The following is a 16,156-nucleotide window of genomic DNA, read 5'->3' as shown; positions in this document are numbered from 1 at the left end:
AAAATCGTCATTAGTAATAGTAACCGTTGCAGTGTCAGTAATGTCCACCACAATTAACGGCTGCAGATCACTCATAGTTATGGTCAAAGTTTCATTAACTTCAATTGTACCATCTGTTGTTGGAATTACGTCAAAAGTTGCTGTATCCCCATCATTACCATCAAAAGAAAGAGGCAGGTCAACTATTGGAATGTAATCACTATCTGTATCGGTTGCTGAACCATTGTTTGTATTCACATTTACTGTAAAGCTTCCAAGTGGCACAGGTGTGCTTAAAGTTGCAGTCAATGTTATGGGCCCACCATCCTCTGGTCCACTAACATCTTCAATGGTAATTGTAGCTTGCCCAAACCCCGTACCCATTCCCAAAACGAGAAAAAGGAACAGTAATAGGCCACTACGAACAAGAGCCGTGGGTTGTTGTTTTAAGGTTTTTGTAAGTATGGTCGACATCGCCATTGCCATCAGTTTCAGTTGGTTTAATCGCCATGCTCAAGTAGGTGGTTTGGGAGCTACCAATATTACAAAAAAGGCAAGGATTCTCCTTGCCTATTAGTTTAAAATTGCATTTAATCGGATAAACTGTTTCTGCCGTTTAAGAAACCTCAGCAGAGCTGGTTATGGCCTCTCGATATATTTTTTTTACCAAGCCTTGCAATACCTTGCCAGGCCCTACCTCCACAAAGGATGCTGCGCCATCCTTGACCATTTGCTGAACGCTTTGCGTCCACTTAACGGGAGCGGTAAGCTGCAGAATGAGGTTCTTTTTAATTGCTTCGGGATCGGATACCGCCGTAGTGGTCACATTTTGATAAATGGGACAACTTGGTGCATTGAATTGCGTAGATTCTATGGCTGCTGCCAATTCTTCTCTTGCGGGCTCCATTAATGGCGAATGGAACGCACCGCCCACCGGCAACAACAATGCTCGCCTTGCTCCGGCTTCCTTCATTTTTTCGCAGGCTACATTTACGGCATCCACCTCTCCGGAAATCACCAATTGGCCGGGACAGTTATAATTGGCCGGTACCACGATACCTTCCACTTCGGAACATATTTTTTCCACTACATCGTCTTCCAAGCCTAAAACCGCGGCCATGGTACTGGGCTGAATCTCGCAAGCTTTTTGCATGGCCAAGGCCCGTTGCGACACTAATTTTAGTCCATCCTCAAAATTTAACGTGCCATTGGCGACCAATGCTGAAAACTCTCCCAAAGAATGGCCTGCCACCATATCGGGGGAAAAGCTTTCGCCCAATACTTTGCTCAGGATCACGGAGTGCAGAAATATGGCCGGCTGGGTCACCTTGGTCTGTTTTAGGTCTTCGGCCGTACCCTCGAACATAATGTCGGTTATGGAAAACCCCAGTATGGCATTGGCCCTTTCAAAAAGTTCCTGTGCTTGGGAATGATTTTCGTACAGGTCCAGCCCCATACCTACAAATTGTGCTCCTTGTCCTGGAAAAATATATGCGTTCATGGTTGTCGAGTTTTTTTTGAGTGGAACAAAAATAGGGAATATAATCCGATAGGTTCCTTGAATCTTAGATTGTGGGATCTTGAAATTGTTGGATGGATGCCATTTTTAAAAGCATGTCCACCTACATTTAATCCTCTTTGAACCAACTGGAATACTTTACATAATTATTGGCGATTCGGTCTATCTCTCCTTTGGACAGCTCGGGGCTGATATCCTTTATTTTTTTTGCGGGCATCCCGGCATAAATGCTTCCCGCCTCCACATGTGTACCCTTGGTCACCACAGCTCCTGCAGCAATAATCGAGTTACTCTCCACTACGCAATCGTCCATAATAATGCTGCCCATGCCCACCAGCACGTTATCCTTTATGGTACAACCGTGCACAATGGCATTATGGCCAATGGAAACATTGTTGCCAATTGTGGTCGGCGATTTTTGATAGGTACAATGGATCACAGCCCCATCTTGCACATTCACCTTGTTGCCCATTTTAATAAAATGGACATCGCCACGGATCACCGCATTGAACCAAACACTACATTGGTCTCCCATGGTTACTTCGCCTACAATGGTCGCATTTTCGGCGATAAAACAATCTTCTCCTATTTCTGGGGATTTGCCCCTAACGGGTTGTACAATCATTGGTTTAAGGTTTAGTTGACAACAAAGAAACGCTACTTGGCCGTGTTCTTTGCTCCTATTTATTTAAAATGTGATAAAAGTTCGGCTTTTTTGGAAGCGGACACAGAAAGTTCCTTGCCATTGGACAGTACCACACTGCCCCCCTTTCCTTTTTTGTACCGCACCACTTCGGATACATTGACCAAATATGATTTGTGGATACGTGCAAAGGAATAGGGACGTAGCGCTTCCTCAAAATATTTTAAGGTTTTACTGATGACGATCTTTTTCTTTTCGAGATAAATTTCGGTGTAATTGTCGTCCGCCTTACAAAAATAAATGTCAGATACATCCAATACTTGGAACCCGTCTTGTTGCGGCAAGGTGATCTTTCCTGAAACATGATCGGATTTTGCTTGGAGCACTTCTCCTTCCAAGGCATTTTCCTTCTCCTTGACCCCTCGGACATAGTCCACCGCCTTGATCAACTCATCTATATTTATGGGTTTCATTAAATAATAGGCGGCATGATGGTTCAGGGCATCCATGGCATATTGGTTATAAGCGGTAACAAAAATGGTTTCGAAAGTGCGGTCCGGGATTTTATCCAACAGATCAAAGGCATTACCAAAGGGCATTTCCACATCCAAAAAGACCAGATCTGGGACATGTTTTTTGATTTGTTCCAACCCCTCTTCAATGGTTGCCGCTTCTCCCAAGACCTGAACTCCCTCGCAATACTTGGCCAAGTAGTTCCGAAGGATTTCCCTACTATTGGCTTCGTCCTCTACAATTACCGCACGTAGATCCATTATTGTTTTTTAAGTTTAAGGGATACTTTGGTTCCCGTTCTATCGTGGTTCAGATCGGAAATGGAAACCTCTACCCGGTTTTTGTACATATCGTTCAAGATTTGGATTCGCTTTTGAATGTTGCCCATCCCCTTGGATTTTTGCTTTTTTTGATTGGTGGTCTTTAGCTCCGCAGATTTTTTTCGTCCGATCCCGTTGTCCTCTATTCGTATTTCGACCATATCCTTTGTAAGCTGTCGTAATACAATTTTCAACATTCCTTTTTCCTCCTTGTATCGCAATCCGTGCCAAATTGCGTTTTCTATATAGGGCTGCAATAGCATCGGGGGTATTTGAAAAGCATCTACATCGATGTGCTGATCCACATTGATTTCGTAGTCGAACTTGTCCGAAAAACGGGAGTGTTCCAGCTTTACATATAATTGCAGCAACTGTAACTCCTTGGCCAAAGGGATAAAGTCTTCTTCGGAATTTTCCAGTACACTGCGCATAAGGACGGAAAACTCGCTTAGAAAACGATTGGCACTCCGTTCATCGCTCTTGGCAATATAATTGTTCACGGAATTGAGCGCATTAAAAATAAAATGGGGGTTCATTTGAGTGCGCAACGATTTTAAGGCCAGCAGATTATTGGCCAATTTTTGTTGCTTGTTGCTCCGGTAATATAAATATGCGGTGAGTGCCATAAGGGCAATACCGAAAATCAAAGAGTAAATGATCCATTTTTGGCGCTTGCTGGTCTCCTCGTACAATTGCTGTTCGGTTACGGCCAAGCTATATTTACTCTGGTTGAGTTCCCGCTCCTGTTCCAAACTGGAAATACGGTTTTGGGTATTGGCTATTTCCCTGTTAAACTGTGCCGCACTCGCTATTTCTTGCTCCTTTCTAACATACAGGCTATCCACCACGGCCACATAATCTTGATACGATTCCAGAGCTTTGTTGTACTCGCCCTTGTTGCGATACACTTCGGACAAGGTTCGCGTGGCATCTTTTTGCACCACCAAATCATCGTCCCTATTGGCTTCCACTATACTTTTCTCCAAATACGGAATGGCTTCGTCCAGTTTGTCCTGGGCAATGTAGGCGTTTGCAATTTTGTAGTTGATGCGTTGGGAGGTGATCGTGTCCTTTACCGCACCTTTTTTATCCGTGGCACGACTTGATCGGGGCATCTGCTCCAGCTCGCTCAGATTTTGTTTTCGCAACTGTATCTCGTCCTCGAAGCGGTTCTTCTGATTGTAAAAATCCGCCACTTTTTCACTCTCCTGAATCAATCTTTCCGGCGCCACTTGCCTGGAAAGGTCCAAGGAGTTTTGATAAAACCCTTCGGCTTCGATTAGCTTATCTTCACTGGCAAATACATCCGCAATTTTAGAATTTAGATCGATCTCCTTTGGAGAAATCTGGTTCTTCTTTGCGATCAACAGTCCTTCCTTGTAGTAATCTTGGGCTCTTTTTAGATTGTTGCTGGCCTTGTTGGCGTCCCCCAAAGCCTCTAAAAGCTCAATGCGCTGATAGGGAACCATGTTCTTAACCTCTACCAATGGTTCCAACACCTCCATGGCACCGGTATAGTTGTCGTTCTGTACATAGGTTTTGCCCAATAGTATTTTGGTCTTGTTGGATTCCTGGGCCGCTAAAGCATCTTTAAAATTGGTAATCGCCAGGTCGTATTGACCGTGGTAGGTGTATATTTCTCCCAGCATGCGCAAGGACATGGAAAGCTCACGCTTATTGCCGGCACTGCCCAAAAGCTCCATGGAACTGGCTACAAAATCGATACTTTTCTCAAGGTCGGTTTTTTTGTAAAAATTGGCAGAATCCAAAAAACGTTGATGTTCCATTAGACTTTTTCTTGCACCGGAAACTTCCCGTTTCTTGCTTTTGGTATCAATCGCACTCCCATATCCCTCTACCAATACATCGATATCCTCTTCCGACTTTATTATGTGGCGTACCGTTTGCAATTCCGGCCCTTGTATGATCAACATATCGCCAACGGACGCTCTTATTTTGAACTCGCCCAAAGCATTGGTCCGCGTAAACGCTCCCTTGTCCGTGGATACCTGTACCCCGGAAATAGGTTCGTAATTCTCCTTGCCCTTCACGGACCCCTGTAGCTGGAACTCAACGCTATTGTTGCCAACTTGGGACATACCAACAAAGGTGGTCATTACAAGAACCAATAATATGTATGCTTTTCGAACCATAACCAAGGTAAACTTACTGCTTCCCAATCATTTTAAAAAATGGACAAGTACCGAAATTGGCCCAAACACCTCCTATTTATCCAAGGTTACTAAGCCAACGGCCTTAATTACTCATTGGCACCTTTGTTTTACTCAATCTTGATTTTTTCTGATAAAAGAGGCCCATACATTTACATCAACTTTAAAAATTATTGCCTTATGAAACATATTAAACACCTTTTAGCAACAGCGATATTGATAGGGGCAACTGGAACCAGCTACGGTTGCAACCTTAAAGCGCACAACAACGAAAAAATCACTTTATATACCGAGTTTACCAAGGAAAAGCCTTCCGAACAATTTGTAAAAATTGCCCTGCTTTTGGACACCAGCAATAGTATGGATGGATTGATCAATCAGGCTAAAGCCCAACTGTGGGATATTGTAAACGAATTTACCCATGCCAAATGTGGTACAGATCTTAGGCCATCGTTACAAATAGCCCTATATGAGTATGGGAACGACAACCTATCGTCCCACGAAGGATACATACGACAGGTACTAGGGTTTAGCAAGGATCTTGATGAGATTTCGGAAAAACTGTTTTCCCTGACCACTAATGGAGGTGAGGAATATTGTGGAGAGGTTATCCACACATCCTTAAAACAATTGGATTGGGGCAAAAATGCCGATGATCTAAAAATGATATTCATTGCTGGAAACGAACCTTTTACCCAGGGAAAATTGGATTATAAGGATGCGGCTTTAAATGCCAAGGAGAAGGACATTATAGTGAACACCATATTTTGTGGGAATTATGAGCAAGGGATTTCCTCCATGTGGAAGAATGGCGCCACATTGACCGGTGGTGAATATATGGCCATTGACCACAACAGGCAGGTCGTTCATATCGAGACCCCTTATGATGACATCATAATTAAACTGAACTCCAAGCTGAACAGCACTTATGTTTCTTATGGGGCCATGGGCAGGCAAAAGAAAGAGCTTCAGTCCGTGCAAGATGCCAATGCCGCAGAACTTGAAGAAGTCGTGGTTGTAAAACGAGCGGTAAGCAAAAGCTCCAGACTGTACCAAAATTCAAGTTGGGACCTGGTCGATGCAGCCGAGGAAGACGCCACCGTACTCACTCAAATCAAGGAAAAGGACTTACCCAAGGAACTTCAGGGAAAATCGGAAAGCGAGATAAAAAATTTCGTAAAGGAAAAGAAACAAGAAAGGGAAAAAATCCAAAAACAGATACAAGAACTCAACGCGAAACGCGAGGCCTACATCGCCAAAAACCAAAAGAACGAAAAAGGTGAACTGGAAAATGCCATGCTATCGGCCATAAAAGCACAAGCTTCCAAGAAAAACTTTACTTGGAACAATTAGTAACACATGTGAGGATCAATATTCGGGTGCGGTTGGTTTTTAACTGACCGTGCTCGAATTCCCTTGTAAATAATTGTATAGAATGTTAATTGTTGGCGGCCGGACAATAACAATCGTAGCGTTTGCCCTGATCACTTTGCCCAAAATCGTACCCCAATGTAATCTGATGAAATCCACCATTATCAAAACGGATATCTCCCGATTGGTACGAATAATTATAGGAGAACATAAACCTGTTCACATTTACTCCCACGATCGGGGTAAATAACTGCAACCGTTGTTCGCCGAACTGACCATTGGTCTGGAATTGGGCCCCATCAAAACTACGACGATAGGACAATCCCGCCCATACGGTTCCAAAGCTAACATCCCTATATACTTTGGCGTTGAAATCCACGGTCTTCTCTTTAGTAAAATCTGTCATCTGAAACAAAACAGAGGGCTCTACCCTTGTGTTTCTACCAAAAACATACCCTACAGAAAACAAATAACGGCGTAAATTATCGAACTCCGCGGCCGTGTACAGGTCTCGCCCGCTTCCCAAAAGGTTAAGGACGGCTGCATGGGCATAAAACTCCAATAAATTATAGGAAACGCCCAAATCCACGTTAAAATAGCTAGTGGTATTCTTAACCCCGGTTACAATGGGGTCTGGAATTACGGACCTAAACTCACTTTCGTCCAAACTACTCAAAATAACACCGGCACTCAATCCAAAGGACAATTGGTTTAAAGTTCTAAAATCACCTCCCAATTGTAAGTGGTGGGCATAGGTACCCTTAAATCCTGTTTGTGAATGGTAACCGTTGGAATCGTTGAAGAGTATACCCCCGATTCCGCTGCGTTCGCCTATTCTGGAGTTGATGTTCAAGGTTTGTAAGCTAGGAGCTTCGTCCACATTGAACCACTGTTTTCTTGCTGTCAACCGAATTTTAGTGCCCTCTGCGATCCCTGCCATGGACGGGTATACCAAATAATAATTATCCGCCAAGTAATCAAAATACACCGGAATTCCTTCCTGTGCCTTGGCTGCGGACCCAAATAACAGGGCAACGATGATCGAGGTTAAGATACGTCTCATGTGACGGTCGGGGCTAAATGGTTGTTCAATGCAATAAAACAATAAGATAACGGTATGCTTCACACATTATTATAATATTTTGTCACACATCCCAACTATTGGTATTTTTGCAGGAAAGATTCAACATGAAAGAATATAACATTACTGTTGTTCCCACCAACAATCCCAAGATAATTAAAATGGAAGCGAACCATTTTTTGGTGAAGGGCAACTACGAATATAAAAACATTGATGAAGCCAAAAGTTCTCCTTTGGCACAACAACTTTTCTACCTTCCATTTGTTAAAACCGTTTACATAGCCAGCAATTTTGTTGCCATGGAACGTTTTGATATTGTGGAATGGGACGACGTAAAGGATGAGGTGGCCCAACAATTGGTGGAATACCTCAACGCCGGAGAACCCATTGTGAACGAGGACGAAGTAAAAAAGAAACAGCCCATTACCGTTTATGCCGAGGTTACCCCCAACCCTGCGGTGATGAAATTTGTTTCCAATAAACGAATCGTACCCAGCACATACGAGTTCAAGAATATTGATGAAGCCAAAGATTCCCCATTGGCCATGGAACTTTTCCACCTACCATTTGTAAAAGAAGTGTTCATGGACGAGAACTATGTTTCCGTTACCAAATACGACGTTGCCGATTGGGAGGAGATCAATATGCAGCTACGCGAGTTTATCAGGGATTATTTGGCAGATGGGAAAGACGTAGTAACAGCGGAAGCAATTCAAAAAACCAAAGAAACGGTCGAAAATACCGCAACACAGAACCATTACGATGATACCTCACAGCAGATCATAGATATTTTAGAAGAATATGTGAAACCTGCCGTTGCGAGCGACGGCGGTAATATTCTCTTTCAATCGTACGAGGAAGAGACCGGTACCGTAAGCGTTATTCTGCAAGGAGCTTGCAGCGGATGTCCATCATCCACATTTACCCTAAAAAACGGTATCGAGACCATGCTAAAAAATATGATGGGCGAAAAAATAAGCGAAGTAGTGGCCCTTAACGGATAATAAAGCGTTGATCCTGCCATATTCCCGTCAAAATTTATTACATTGAAGGGAACATTAAAAACACATTGACCATGGCAGTATTAAAAGTAATCGAAGTATTGGCCAATTCCAGCAAAAGTTGGGAAGACGCCGCTCACAACGCATTGGAGCAAGCCTCCAAATCCGTGAAAAATATCCGATCCATCTACATCAACGAACAAAGCGCGACTGTAAAAGATGGAAAGATAGATGACTATCGGGTAAATGTAAAAATTACCTTCGAAGTAAAGTAACACCGTTCAATTCCAGAGAATGCGTCCACCATTGGACGCATTTTTTTTACCCCAACTGTATGTTATGATCAAAAAAGTGTGCTTATGCACAATACTCAGTATCCTAACGGTCGGTTGTAAACAAAACTTAGAAAAAGTGACGCACAAACATACCAATGCCCTGATAAACGAAACAAGTCCCTACCTTTTGCAACATGCGCACAACCCGGTAAATTGGGAAGCTTGGCACCCCGATGTACTGGAAAGGGCAAAAGAAGAAGACAAACTACTTATTATCAGCATTGGTTACGCCGCTTGCCATTGGTGCCATGTAATGGAAAAAGAATGTTTTGAGGACGAGTCCGTGGCAAATGTTATGAACAAGGACTTCATCAACATAAAAATAGACCGTGAAGAACGCCCGGACGTGGATCAAATATACATGGATGCCATTCAAATGATTTCCGGTCAAGGCGGCTGGCCTTTAAATATTGTAGCCCTACCAGATGGGCGGCCATTCTGGGGCGCCACCTATGTCCCCAAGGACAATTGGATAAAATCTTTGGAGCAACTTGCCGAACTATACAAAAAAGACAAACCACGGATCGAACAATATGCCACGGACCTTACCAATGGCCTGCAAGCCATAAATCTCGTGGAAAACAGCACGGACAATGAACACTATACCTTAGAGCAATTGGATGTGGCCGTGCAAAACTGGTCCCAATATTTTGATACTTTTTTGGGCGGACATAAACGGGCCCCAAAGTTTATGATGCCCAACAATTGGGATTTTCTGCTTCATTATGCCACATCGACCAACAAATCGGATATCATGGATTTTGTGGACACCACATTGACCCGAATGGCCTACGGTGGAATTTATGATCATGTGGGCGGTGGTTTTTCCAGATATGCCGTAGACACTAAATGGCATGTACCCCATTTTGAAAAAATGTTGTACGATAATGGGCAATTGACAAGTCTTTATGCAAAAGCCTACGCCGTTACCAAAAATGAATTGTATAAAAATGTGGTTGAGGAGACCATCACTTTTGCCAAAGAAGAACTCCTGGACAGCAATGGCGGCTTCTATTCCTCCTTGGACGCCGACAGCTTGGACAAAAACAACACCTTGAAAGAAGGTGCTTATTATGTTTGGACAGCGGACGAGCTTTCGAATTTATTGGGTGACCATTTTGAGGTGTTCCAAACCTATTTCAATATTAATTCTTATGGATATTGGGAAGAAGATAATTATGTGCTCATTAGGGATAAAAATGATGAGGAAATAGCGCAGAAGTTCAACATTCCGGCAGATAGCCTAAGAAAACAGATCAAAAACAACCTACGATTGCTAAAAACCGAAAGGGAGAAACGCCCAAAACCCAGGTTGGACGACAAGATACTGACCTCGTGGAACGGGCTTATGCTAAAAGGATTGGTAGACGCCCATCGCTATTTGGACGAAAACGAGTACCTGCTATTAGCAATAAAAAATGCTCTATTTATTGAACGGGAAATGATTAAGGCAGATGGCTCCATGTACAGAAACCATAAACAGGGAAAAAGTACCATTAATGCCTTTTTGGATGATTATGCCACGGTGATCGATGCATTCTTATCGCTCTACGAGGTAACTTTTGATGAAAAGTGGCTCAACTTGTCCAAAAATCTGCTCGATTACAGCATTGCACATTTTATGGAGAAAGAATCGAGTATGTTCTTTTACACTTCGGACAAGGACCTATCCCTGATCAGAAGAACCATTGAAATCGATGATAATGTAATATCCTCTTCCAATTCGATGATGGCGATCAACCTGTTCAAATTCCATAAACTGTACCCGGAGGAGGATTATGGCACAATTGCCAAACAGATGCTTAAAAATGTACAAAAGGACTTCGACCGGAGGGCTCAAGGCTTTTCGCATTGGCTTCATTTGGTCCTGTTCCTTAACCGAAGTTTTTATGAGATCGCCATTGTGGGGAACGACCACAAAACCATGGCACAAGAAATTGCCAAAGTCTACATTCCCAACAGCATATTGGTCGGGTCGCAACAAGATGGAACCATTTCCCTATTAAAAAACCGGGCAGTACCCGGAAAAACACTCGCCTATGTCTGCATTGAAGGCGCATGTAAGTTGCCGGTTTCCAGCTCGGATGATCTTCTGGAACAGTTCGAGACCATGCAACATTAACATTTGTTTAAAAACCATTTCTTTTATTTCTTTTGGATATTGATTAGGTTGACCACAACTAAAAAAACAATATGAAACAATTAGAAAATTACGAGCATTACGTAGATCAGGCCGTTGAATGGTCTTTAAGCATTTTACCCAACTTGATCACGGCGATCGTTATCTTTTTTATCGGACTTTGGTTTATACGACTGGTGAACAATATGGTACGCCGCTTTTTTGCCAAAAAGGATTACGATGAAACCTTGGAATCTTTTCTACAGAGTTTTATCAGTCTTATCCTAAAAGCATTGGTTTTTGTTTTAGTGGTGACACAGTTGGGGGTAAAAACCTCATCCTTGGTCGCATTGGTAGGTGCGGCAGGTCTTGCCATCGGCTTGGCCCTACAAGGATCACTGGCCAATTTTGCCGGGGGGGTGCTTATATTGATCTTTAAACCTTTTAAGGTCGGTGATTTTATTTCGGCCCAAGGGGTGGACGGTACTGTAAAGGAAATATCCATCTTCAACACCAAGCTTAGTACTTTTGGCAACCAAATTGCGATCATCCCGAACGGGCAGTTATCCAATGGAAACGTGGTGAACTACAATATGGAAGATACACGCAGGGACAAATTTGATGTCGGCATCGGTTATGGCTCTAATATTAAACAGGCCAAGGAAATTCTGCTGCAAATATGTGCCGACAATCCAAATATCAATACTGAACCTGCTCCAGAGGTCTATGTTGGCAACCTGGGCGATAGTTCTGTAGATCTAAGCCTACGCTTCTGGGCCAACAATGATGTATTTTGGGCAGCACATTTTTATGTGATCGAGCAAACCAAACTCCGTTTTGATGAGGCAGGCATCGAAATCCCGTTCCCACAACGCGTGATGCACAAAGCACTGGAAGATTAATCAAGTAGTTTTCTTCTTTTTTTGCTGGAGAACAAAATCCTTGAGGTAATACGGCTCAAAATAGGCGACATCCTCAAACTGTTCGGCTTCAAATTTTTTGAATGCCATTTTTACCATATCCTTGGATGAAGGTATTACTGTAGTATCAAAAGTAAAATTGGGGTGTTGCAAAACACCCTTTATTTTTTCGGCACCACTGCCCACAACATATACTTTTTGCGCAGTAACGAACTCCGAAAAAGAATCCTCGTCGATAATCTCTGCCCTAGTTTCCCTGATTTCTTGGTCGTTGTTGTCAAAAACGCAAGAGTAAACTTCCATTCGTCTTGCATCGAGAACGGGGATTACCAACTCGCCCGGCTTTACATCAACCTGATTGGCCATACTTTGCAAGGTGGGAATAGAAATAAGTGGAATATCCACCGAAAAACAGATACCCTTTGCGGCAGATACGCCTATTCGGAGTCCGGTATAGGAGCCGGGGCCCTTGCTAACCGCAACGGCATCCAGGTCGGAAAAAGACAAAGAAGCCTCTTCCAAGGCTTCTTTTATAAATATATGCAGTTGCTCCGAGTGCGAATAGTTCGCGGCATTGTTCTCTTTTAAGACCAAGATTTCATCATTCTTGGATATGCTAACGGAACAATTGGTAGTTGCTGTTTCTAAATGTAATAGTGTGGCCATATTGGCCACAAAGATACTAGTTTAATGAAATCGGTATACCAAAGTAAAACTCCAAAATTTTCAATCGAAAAATATAATCGTACTTGGTCCGAATTACATTGGCCTGGGCATTTTCCACTCTGGATTGTGCTTGGCTAAAGTCGAAAGCATTCATTAAACCAACATCGTAGCGCTCTTTTGCATACTCATAGGACAAACGTCTGGCCTCCAGTGTTTTTTCGGCAGCGATGTAAGCTTTCTCAAAGGTATTCACATCTACATATGCCTGTTGGATGGTATTCTCCAGATCTAATTTATCCTGCTCGAATTGCAACCTGGCTTTGTCCAAGCTGATCTTAGATCTTTTAACATTATTACGGGCGCTCCACCCATTGAAGATGGGAACATTCAATTGGGCGCCATAACTAATACCATCAAAAATCCATAATTGATCGGTAAAATTTGGAGTATAAGGCACCCCGTTACCATCTGGAATTTGGGTTACATCGGAATACCGGGTTCCATATTGGAAAAATCCGGACAAAGTTGGTAAATAAGCACCTTTGGCAATTTTTAGATCCTGTTCTGCCAATTCCACGTTCGACTCCGAGAACTTGATATCGTTTCTAAAGCTCATTGCCTTGTCAAAAATTACCTTTGGTGAATTTTTTAAAATATCCGAAGGGGGAATATCGAATTGTTCTTCTGCGATATCAAAGTTTTCATAATCGGTTATCTGTAGCAATTGCGCCAAATTCACCCTTGAGATCAGCACCAAGCTTTCCCCGTTGATTATCTGCTGTTCCTGATTGGCCGCAGTTGCCTCGATTTCCAAAAGGTCCCCACGTGGCAAAACACCGGATTCCACCAATTCCTTGGTCCTCTTCATATCTTGTTCGGTGACCGCATACTGTGCTTTAAAAGTTTTGAGCTGTTCTTTATTGGAAACCACCTGCAAGTAGGCATTGGCAACGTTCAAACGTATGTCATCCTTTAAATTATCCAAGCGGTATTGGTTGGCAATGGCATTCATCTTGGCCCTGTTCAACCTATTAATGTTCCTTAACCCATCAAAAAGTGTAACGTTGGAACTAAATCCTGCATTTACATTGAACGCCGTACTGTTCGTTGGCAAGTTGTTGGTTGGGTTAATGGAAAATCCGGTATTGCTCGAAGCGGACATTGAGCCGTTCAAGTTCGGAAGCATATCTCCCAAAGCGTCGGATCTATCAATTTGGGCATTCTCCAAATCCAATTCAAATTGTTCTATGGTCAAATTATTCTCTACGGCATATTCAACACATTCCTGTAGTGTCCATTTGCGAACTTGGGCACTGGAAAAGGTTACGGTGAACAACAGTAGAACTATTGCTATGCTATTTTTCATTCGTTTTTTGATTTTGGTTGTTAAAATGATGGCTCAGCATGACTTAGTCTTCGTCAGATTTTCGTTCAAGCTTGTTCCAGACTTTAATTTTATCATTCTCTCCAATACCTGAAACTATTTCGACATCTATTCCATCGCTTACCCCTAACTCGAGATCCCTTCTCTCGAATTCATTTTCGCCCACTTCTACTTCCACGTAGGGTTTTTCGGTTTCTTTATCGAATTGCAACAAAGCTTCTTTTAAGGACAATACATCTTTCTTTTCTTCCAGCACTATTGATGCATTGGCACTATATCCTGCTCTTACATAAGAAGTGCTGTCACTTTCCTTTACGTCGAGGTCACCTTCTATCTTAAATTGCACGGCTCCTTCTTCCTCAACGCCTTTGGGCGCTATAAACTTGAGCTTGGCATCGAATTTTTGTTCTTCCAAGGCACCTAGGCTAATTTCCAAAGGCATTCCAACATGTAGTTTTCCTACCTCGGCCTCGTCCACTTCCCCTTCAAAGATCATTTTGTTCATATCGGCAATGGTGGCAACCGTGGTACCATCGTTAAAATTGTTGCTCTGGATTACCTGATCACCTTCTTTTACGGGAATTTCAAGAATGGTACCCGAAACGGTGGCCCTAATATTGGTATTTGCACTGGCAGAACCTCCGGCGGAACCTTTTCTTATGATCTGATAATCGGCCTGCGCATTTTTTAATTCCTGCATGGCCTGCTCGTAGGTCAACTTTAGATTGTTGTAATCTTGGTTGGAGATCACGCCTCTATCGAACAAGGTCTTGTTACGGTCGTACTCCAACTTGGCATTGTTCAATGCCAATTCCGCATTACGGACCCTCCCTGCTGCTTGATTTAAGGATTGTTCGTTGGGAACCACTTTGATTACCGCGATCAGATCACCGGATTTTACCCGCATACCTTCTTCCAAAAGGATCTTATCTATAATTCCCGAAATTTGAGGTTTGATATTGATCTCGTCCTCAGGAATTACTTTTCCGGTTACAATGACTTTATTTACAATGTCCTTCTTTTCTGCTGTTTCGGTTTTATACAGCTCTACAGGAGTACTGTTCTGCTTTAAAAAGTAGACTACAGCGGCCAAAATACCTATGACCACTACCCCTATCAATGCGTATTTTACATACTTGTTCATTCTTGTTTATTTGATTTCGTTATTTAATTGTATTGATTTATTCTTCTCTTAATGCTTCGATCGGCCTGATTTTTACGGCTCTATTGGCCGGCAACAATCCAATGAGCACGCTAAGCCCCACCATTAAAACAAATGATATGACAAATTGTGGCACACTGATCATTGGTTTTACGAACGGAAAGTCGTCACCACTGCCGAACATCGCATCCAACAGTGATAATATCCCGACAGAAATGGCAAATCCGACCAGACCTGCAAAGGCGGTCAATACTATGGCCTCCACAACAATCTGACGTTTTACGATTACTGGGGTAGCTCCCAAAGCTCGCCTTACCCCTATTTCTTGTGTACGTTCCTTAACAGTGATCAAAAGGATATTGCTAATGGCGATCACCCCGGCCAATAGGGTAAATATGCCCACGAAAAATGAAAAACCTTTCAATACCGTGGTAAAAGCTGTTATGTTATTGAATATTTCGGACATATCGAAACTGCCTATGGCCCGTTCATCGTCCGGGTGTATGTCATACTTTGCCTTAAGGATGTCCTTTATCTGCTTTTCTACAAATGCCACCGGAGTATTGTCTTCAACAGCTATGGCCATCCACCCCATCCTATCTCCAGAATTAAATGCTTTTTGAAAGGTGGTGAAAGGAATAAATACAGCGTTCTCACCATCAATATTGATGTTACTGTTCGGTTTATAGATTCCTACTACGGAAAAATATATGCCATTGATCCGAATATCCTGCCCTATGGCATTTTCACCCTTGTCGAACAAAAGTTTGTACGTCTCCTCACCGATTACACATACTTTTTTTGAGCCATCAATATCGGTTTGGTTAAGAAAACGCCCTTCCACCAATTTCTTTTTGGTGATGTTGTCTATTTCTGGATAATCACCGTACACAGCGGAACCACTGGTCTGGCCGTTCCTATATACGGTAACTATGCCCCTATGGCTTCCCAGCTCAATACGTGGTGCAAGCA

At 42.8% G+C, this 16,156-nt stretch carries 15 protein-coding genes; 5 read left to right on the top strand and 10 right to left on the bottom strand.

Features of this window, described 5'->3' with window-relative positions; translation table 11 throughout:
• The 5 genes from ACXAFK_RS15170 to ACXAFK_RS15150 all read right to left on the bottom strand — a co-directional run.
• Positions 1 to 453, bottom strand: a 453-nt coding sequence (locus tag ACXAFK_RS15170) for a hypothetical protein (RefSeq protein WP_474958325.1), incomplete at its 3' end; no start/stop codon positions are given.
• 142 nt (positions 454 to 595) lie between these two features.
• Positions 596 to 1,480, bottom strand: a complete 885-nt coding sequence (fabD, locus tag ACXAFK_RS15165; protein WP_474958324.1) for an ACP S-malonyltransferase — start codon at positions 1,478 to 1,480, stop codon at positions 596 to 598.
• Positions 1,481 to 1,607: 127 nt separating this feature from the next.
• Positions 1,608 to 2,123 carry a gamma carbonic anhydrase family protein gene (locus ACXAFK_RS15160; RefSeq protein WP_224835417.1) on the bottom strand — a complete coding sequence of 172 codons (516 nt, stop codon included), beginning with the start codon at positions 2,121 to 2,123 and terminating at the stop codon, positions 1,608 to 1,610.
• Between the two features lie 59 nt (positions 2,124 to 2,182).
• On the bottom strand, positions 2,183 to 2,914 hold the full coding sequence (locus ACXAFK_RS15155; RefSeq protein WP_474958323.1) for a LytR/AlgR family response regulator transcription factor: 732 nt from the start codon (positions 2,912 to 2,914) through the stop codon (positions 2,183 to 2,185).
• Entirely contained in the window at positions 2,914 to 5,127 is a 2,214-nt protein-coding gene (locus tag ACXAFK_RS15150; RefSeq protein ID WP_474958322.1) for a tetratricopeptide repeat-containing sensor histidine kinase, read from the bottom strand. The genes ACXAFK_RS15155 and ACXAFK_RS15150 overlap by 1 nt, the downstream gene beginning before the upstream one ends.
• A 198-nt stretch (positions 5,128 to 5,325) precedes the next feature.
• On the opposite strand from ACXAFK_RS15150, the gene ACXAFK_RS15145 reads away from it, so the two are divergent.
• Entirely contained in the window at positions 5,326 to 6,498 is a 1,173-nt protein-coding gene (locus tag ACXAFK_RS15145) for a vWA domain-containing protein (protein ID WP_474958321.1), read from the top strand.
• Positions 6,499 to 6,583: 85 nt separating this feature from the next.
• Here the strand turns inward: ACXAFK_RS15145 and ACXAFK_RS15140 are convergent, their stop codons facing one another.
• Entirely contained in the window at positions 6,584 to 7,579 is a 996-nt protein-coding gene (locus tag ACXAFK_RS15140; protein ID WP_224835421.1) for a PorP/SprF family type IX secretion system membrane protein, read from the bottom strand.
• A gap of 125 nt (positions 7,580 to 7,704) precedes the next feature.
• Here ACXAFK_RS15140 and ACXAFK_RS15135 point away from each other — a divergent pair, with 125 nt between their 5' ends.
• The 4 genes from ACXAFK_RS15135 (at position 7,705) to ACXAFK_RS15120 (ending at position 11,954) form a co-directional block, all read left to right on the top strand.
• Positions 7,705 to 8,601, top strand: a complete 897-nt coding sequence (locus ACXAFK_RS15135; protein ID WP_224835657.1) for a NifU family protein — start codon at positions 7,705 to 7,707, stop codon at positions 8,599 to 8,601.
• A 71-nt stretch (positions 8,602 to 8,672) separates the two neighbouring features.
• A complete protein-coding gene (locus ACXAFK_RS15130; protein WP_224835422.1) occupies positions 8,673 to 8,873 on the top strand; it encodes a dodecin family protein in 201 nt (66 codons plus the stop codon).
• 136 nt (positions 8,874 to 9,009) lie between these two features.
• A complete protein-coding gene (locus ACXAFK_RS15125; protein WP_474958320.1) occupies positions 9,010 to 11,055 on the top strand; it encodes a thioredoxin domain-containing protein in 2,046 nt (681 codons plus the stop codon).
• Positions 11,056 to 11,126: 71 nt separating this feature from the next.
• The gene (locus ACXAFK_RS15120) at positions 11,127 to 11,954 is read left to right on the top strand and encodes a mechanosensitive ion channel family protein (protein WP_224835424.1); all 828 of its coding nucleotides are present in this window, start codon (positions 11,127 to 11,129) and stop codon (positions 11,952 to 11,954) included.
• Here ACXAFK_RS15120 and tsaB read toward each other — a convergent pair whose 3' ends face one another.
• The 4 genes from tsaB to ACXAFK_RS15100 all read right to left on the bottom strand — a co-directional run.
• Positions 11,955 to 12,638, bottom strand: coding sequence for a tRNA (adenosine(37)-N6)-threonylcarbamoyltransferase complex dimerization subunit type 1 TsaB (gene tsaB, locus ACXAFK_RS15115; protein ID WP_474958319.1), 684 nt, complete (start codon positions 12,636 to 12,638; stop codon positions 11,955 to 11,957).
• A gap of 16 nt (positions 12,639 to 12,654) precedes the next feature.
• The gene (locus ACXAFK_RS15110; RefSeq protein ID WP_338193274.1) at positions 12,655 to 14,004 is read right to left on the bottom strand and encodes a TolC family protein; all 1,350 of its coding nucleotides are present in this window, start codon (positions 14,002 to 14,004) and stop codon (positions 12,655 to 12,657) included.
• A gap of 43 nt (positions 14,005 to 14,047) precedes the next feature.
• On the bottom strand, positions 14,048 to 15,166 hold the full coding sequence (locus tag ACXAFK_RS15105) for an efflux RND transporter periplasmic adaptor subunit (RefSeq protein ID WP_224835427.1): 1,119 nt from the start codon (positions 15,164 to 15,166) through the stop codon (positions 14,048 to 14,050).
• Positions 15,167 to 15,203: 37 nt separating this feature from the next.
• Positions 15,204 to 16,156, bottom strand: a 953-nt coding sequence (locus ACXAFK_RS15100; RefSeq protein WP_474958318.1) for an ABC transporter permease, incomplete at its 5' end; no start/stop codon positions are given.

The organism is Flagellimonas sp. ABD4_174, assembly GCF_056160185.1.
Note: the sequence above shows the minus strand (reverse complement) of the source record. Positions and strands in the feature narration are given on the sequence as shown.

What these genes read in the sequence shown, in the direction of transcription:
- ACXAFK_RS15135 (WP_224835657.1), top strand. Translation starts at nt 7,705, where the DNA reads ATGAAAGAATATAACATTACTGTTGTTCCCACCAACAATCCCAAGATA.
- ACXAFK_RS15155 (WP_474958323.1), bottom strand. Translation starts at nt 2,914, where the DNA reads ATGGATCTACGTGCGGTAATTGTAGAGGACGAAGCCAATAGTAGGGAA.
- ACXAFK_RS15140 (WP_224835421.1), bottom strand. Translation starts at nt 7,579, where the DNA reads ATGAGACGTATCTTAACCTCGATCATCGTTGCCCTGTTATTTGGGTCC.
- ACXAFK_RS15120 (WP_224835424.1), top strand. Translation starts at nt 11,127, where the DNA reads ATGAAACAATTAGAAAATTACGAGCATTACGTAGATCAGGCCGTTGAA.
- ACXAFK_RS15105 (WP_224835427.1), bottom strand. Translation starts at nt 15,166, where the DNA reads ATGAACAAGTATGTAAAATACGCATTGATAGGGGTAGTGGTCATAGGT.
- ACXAFK_RS15160 (WP_224835417.1), bottom strand. Translation starts at nt 2,123, where the DNA reads ATGATTGTACAACCCGTTAGGGGCAAATCCCCAGAAATAGGAGAAGAT.
- ACXAFK_RS15150 (WP_474958322.1), bottom strand. Translation starts at nt 5,127, where the DNA reads ATGGTTCGAAAAGCATACATATTATTGGTTCTTGTAATGACCACCTTT.
- ACXAFK_RS15130 (WP_224835422.1), top strand. Translation starts at nt 8,673, where the DNA reads ATGGCAGTATTAAAAGTAATCGAAGTATTGGCCAATTCCAGCAAAAGT.
- fabD (WP_474958324.1), bottom strand. Translation starts at nt 1,480, where the DNA reads ATGAACGCATATATTTTTCCAGGACAAGGAGCACAATTTGTAGGTATG.
- tsaB (WP_474958319.1), bottom strand. Translation starts at nt 12,638, where the DNA reads ATGGCCACACTATTACATTTAGAAACAGCAACTACCAATTGTTCCGTT.
- ACXAFK_RS15145 (WP_474958321.1), top strand. Translation starts at nt 5,326, where the DNA reads ATGAAACATATTAAACACCTTTTAGCAACAGCGATATTGATAGGGGCA.
- ACXAFK_RS15110 (WP_338193274.1), bottom strand. Translation starts at nt 14,004, where the DNA reads ATGAAAAATAGCATAGCAATAGTTCTACTGTTGTTCACCGTAACCTTT.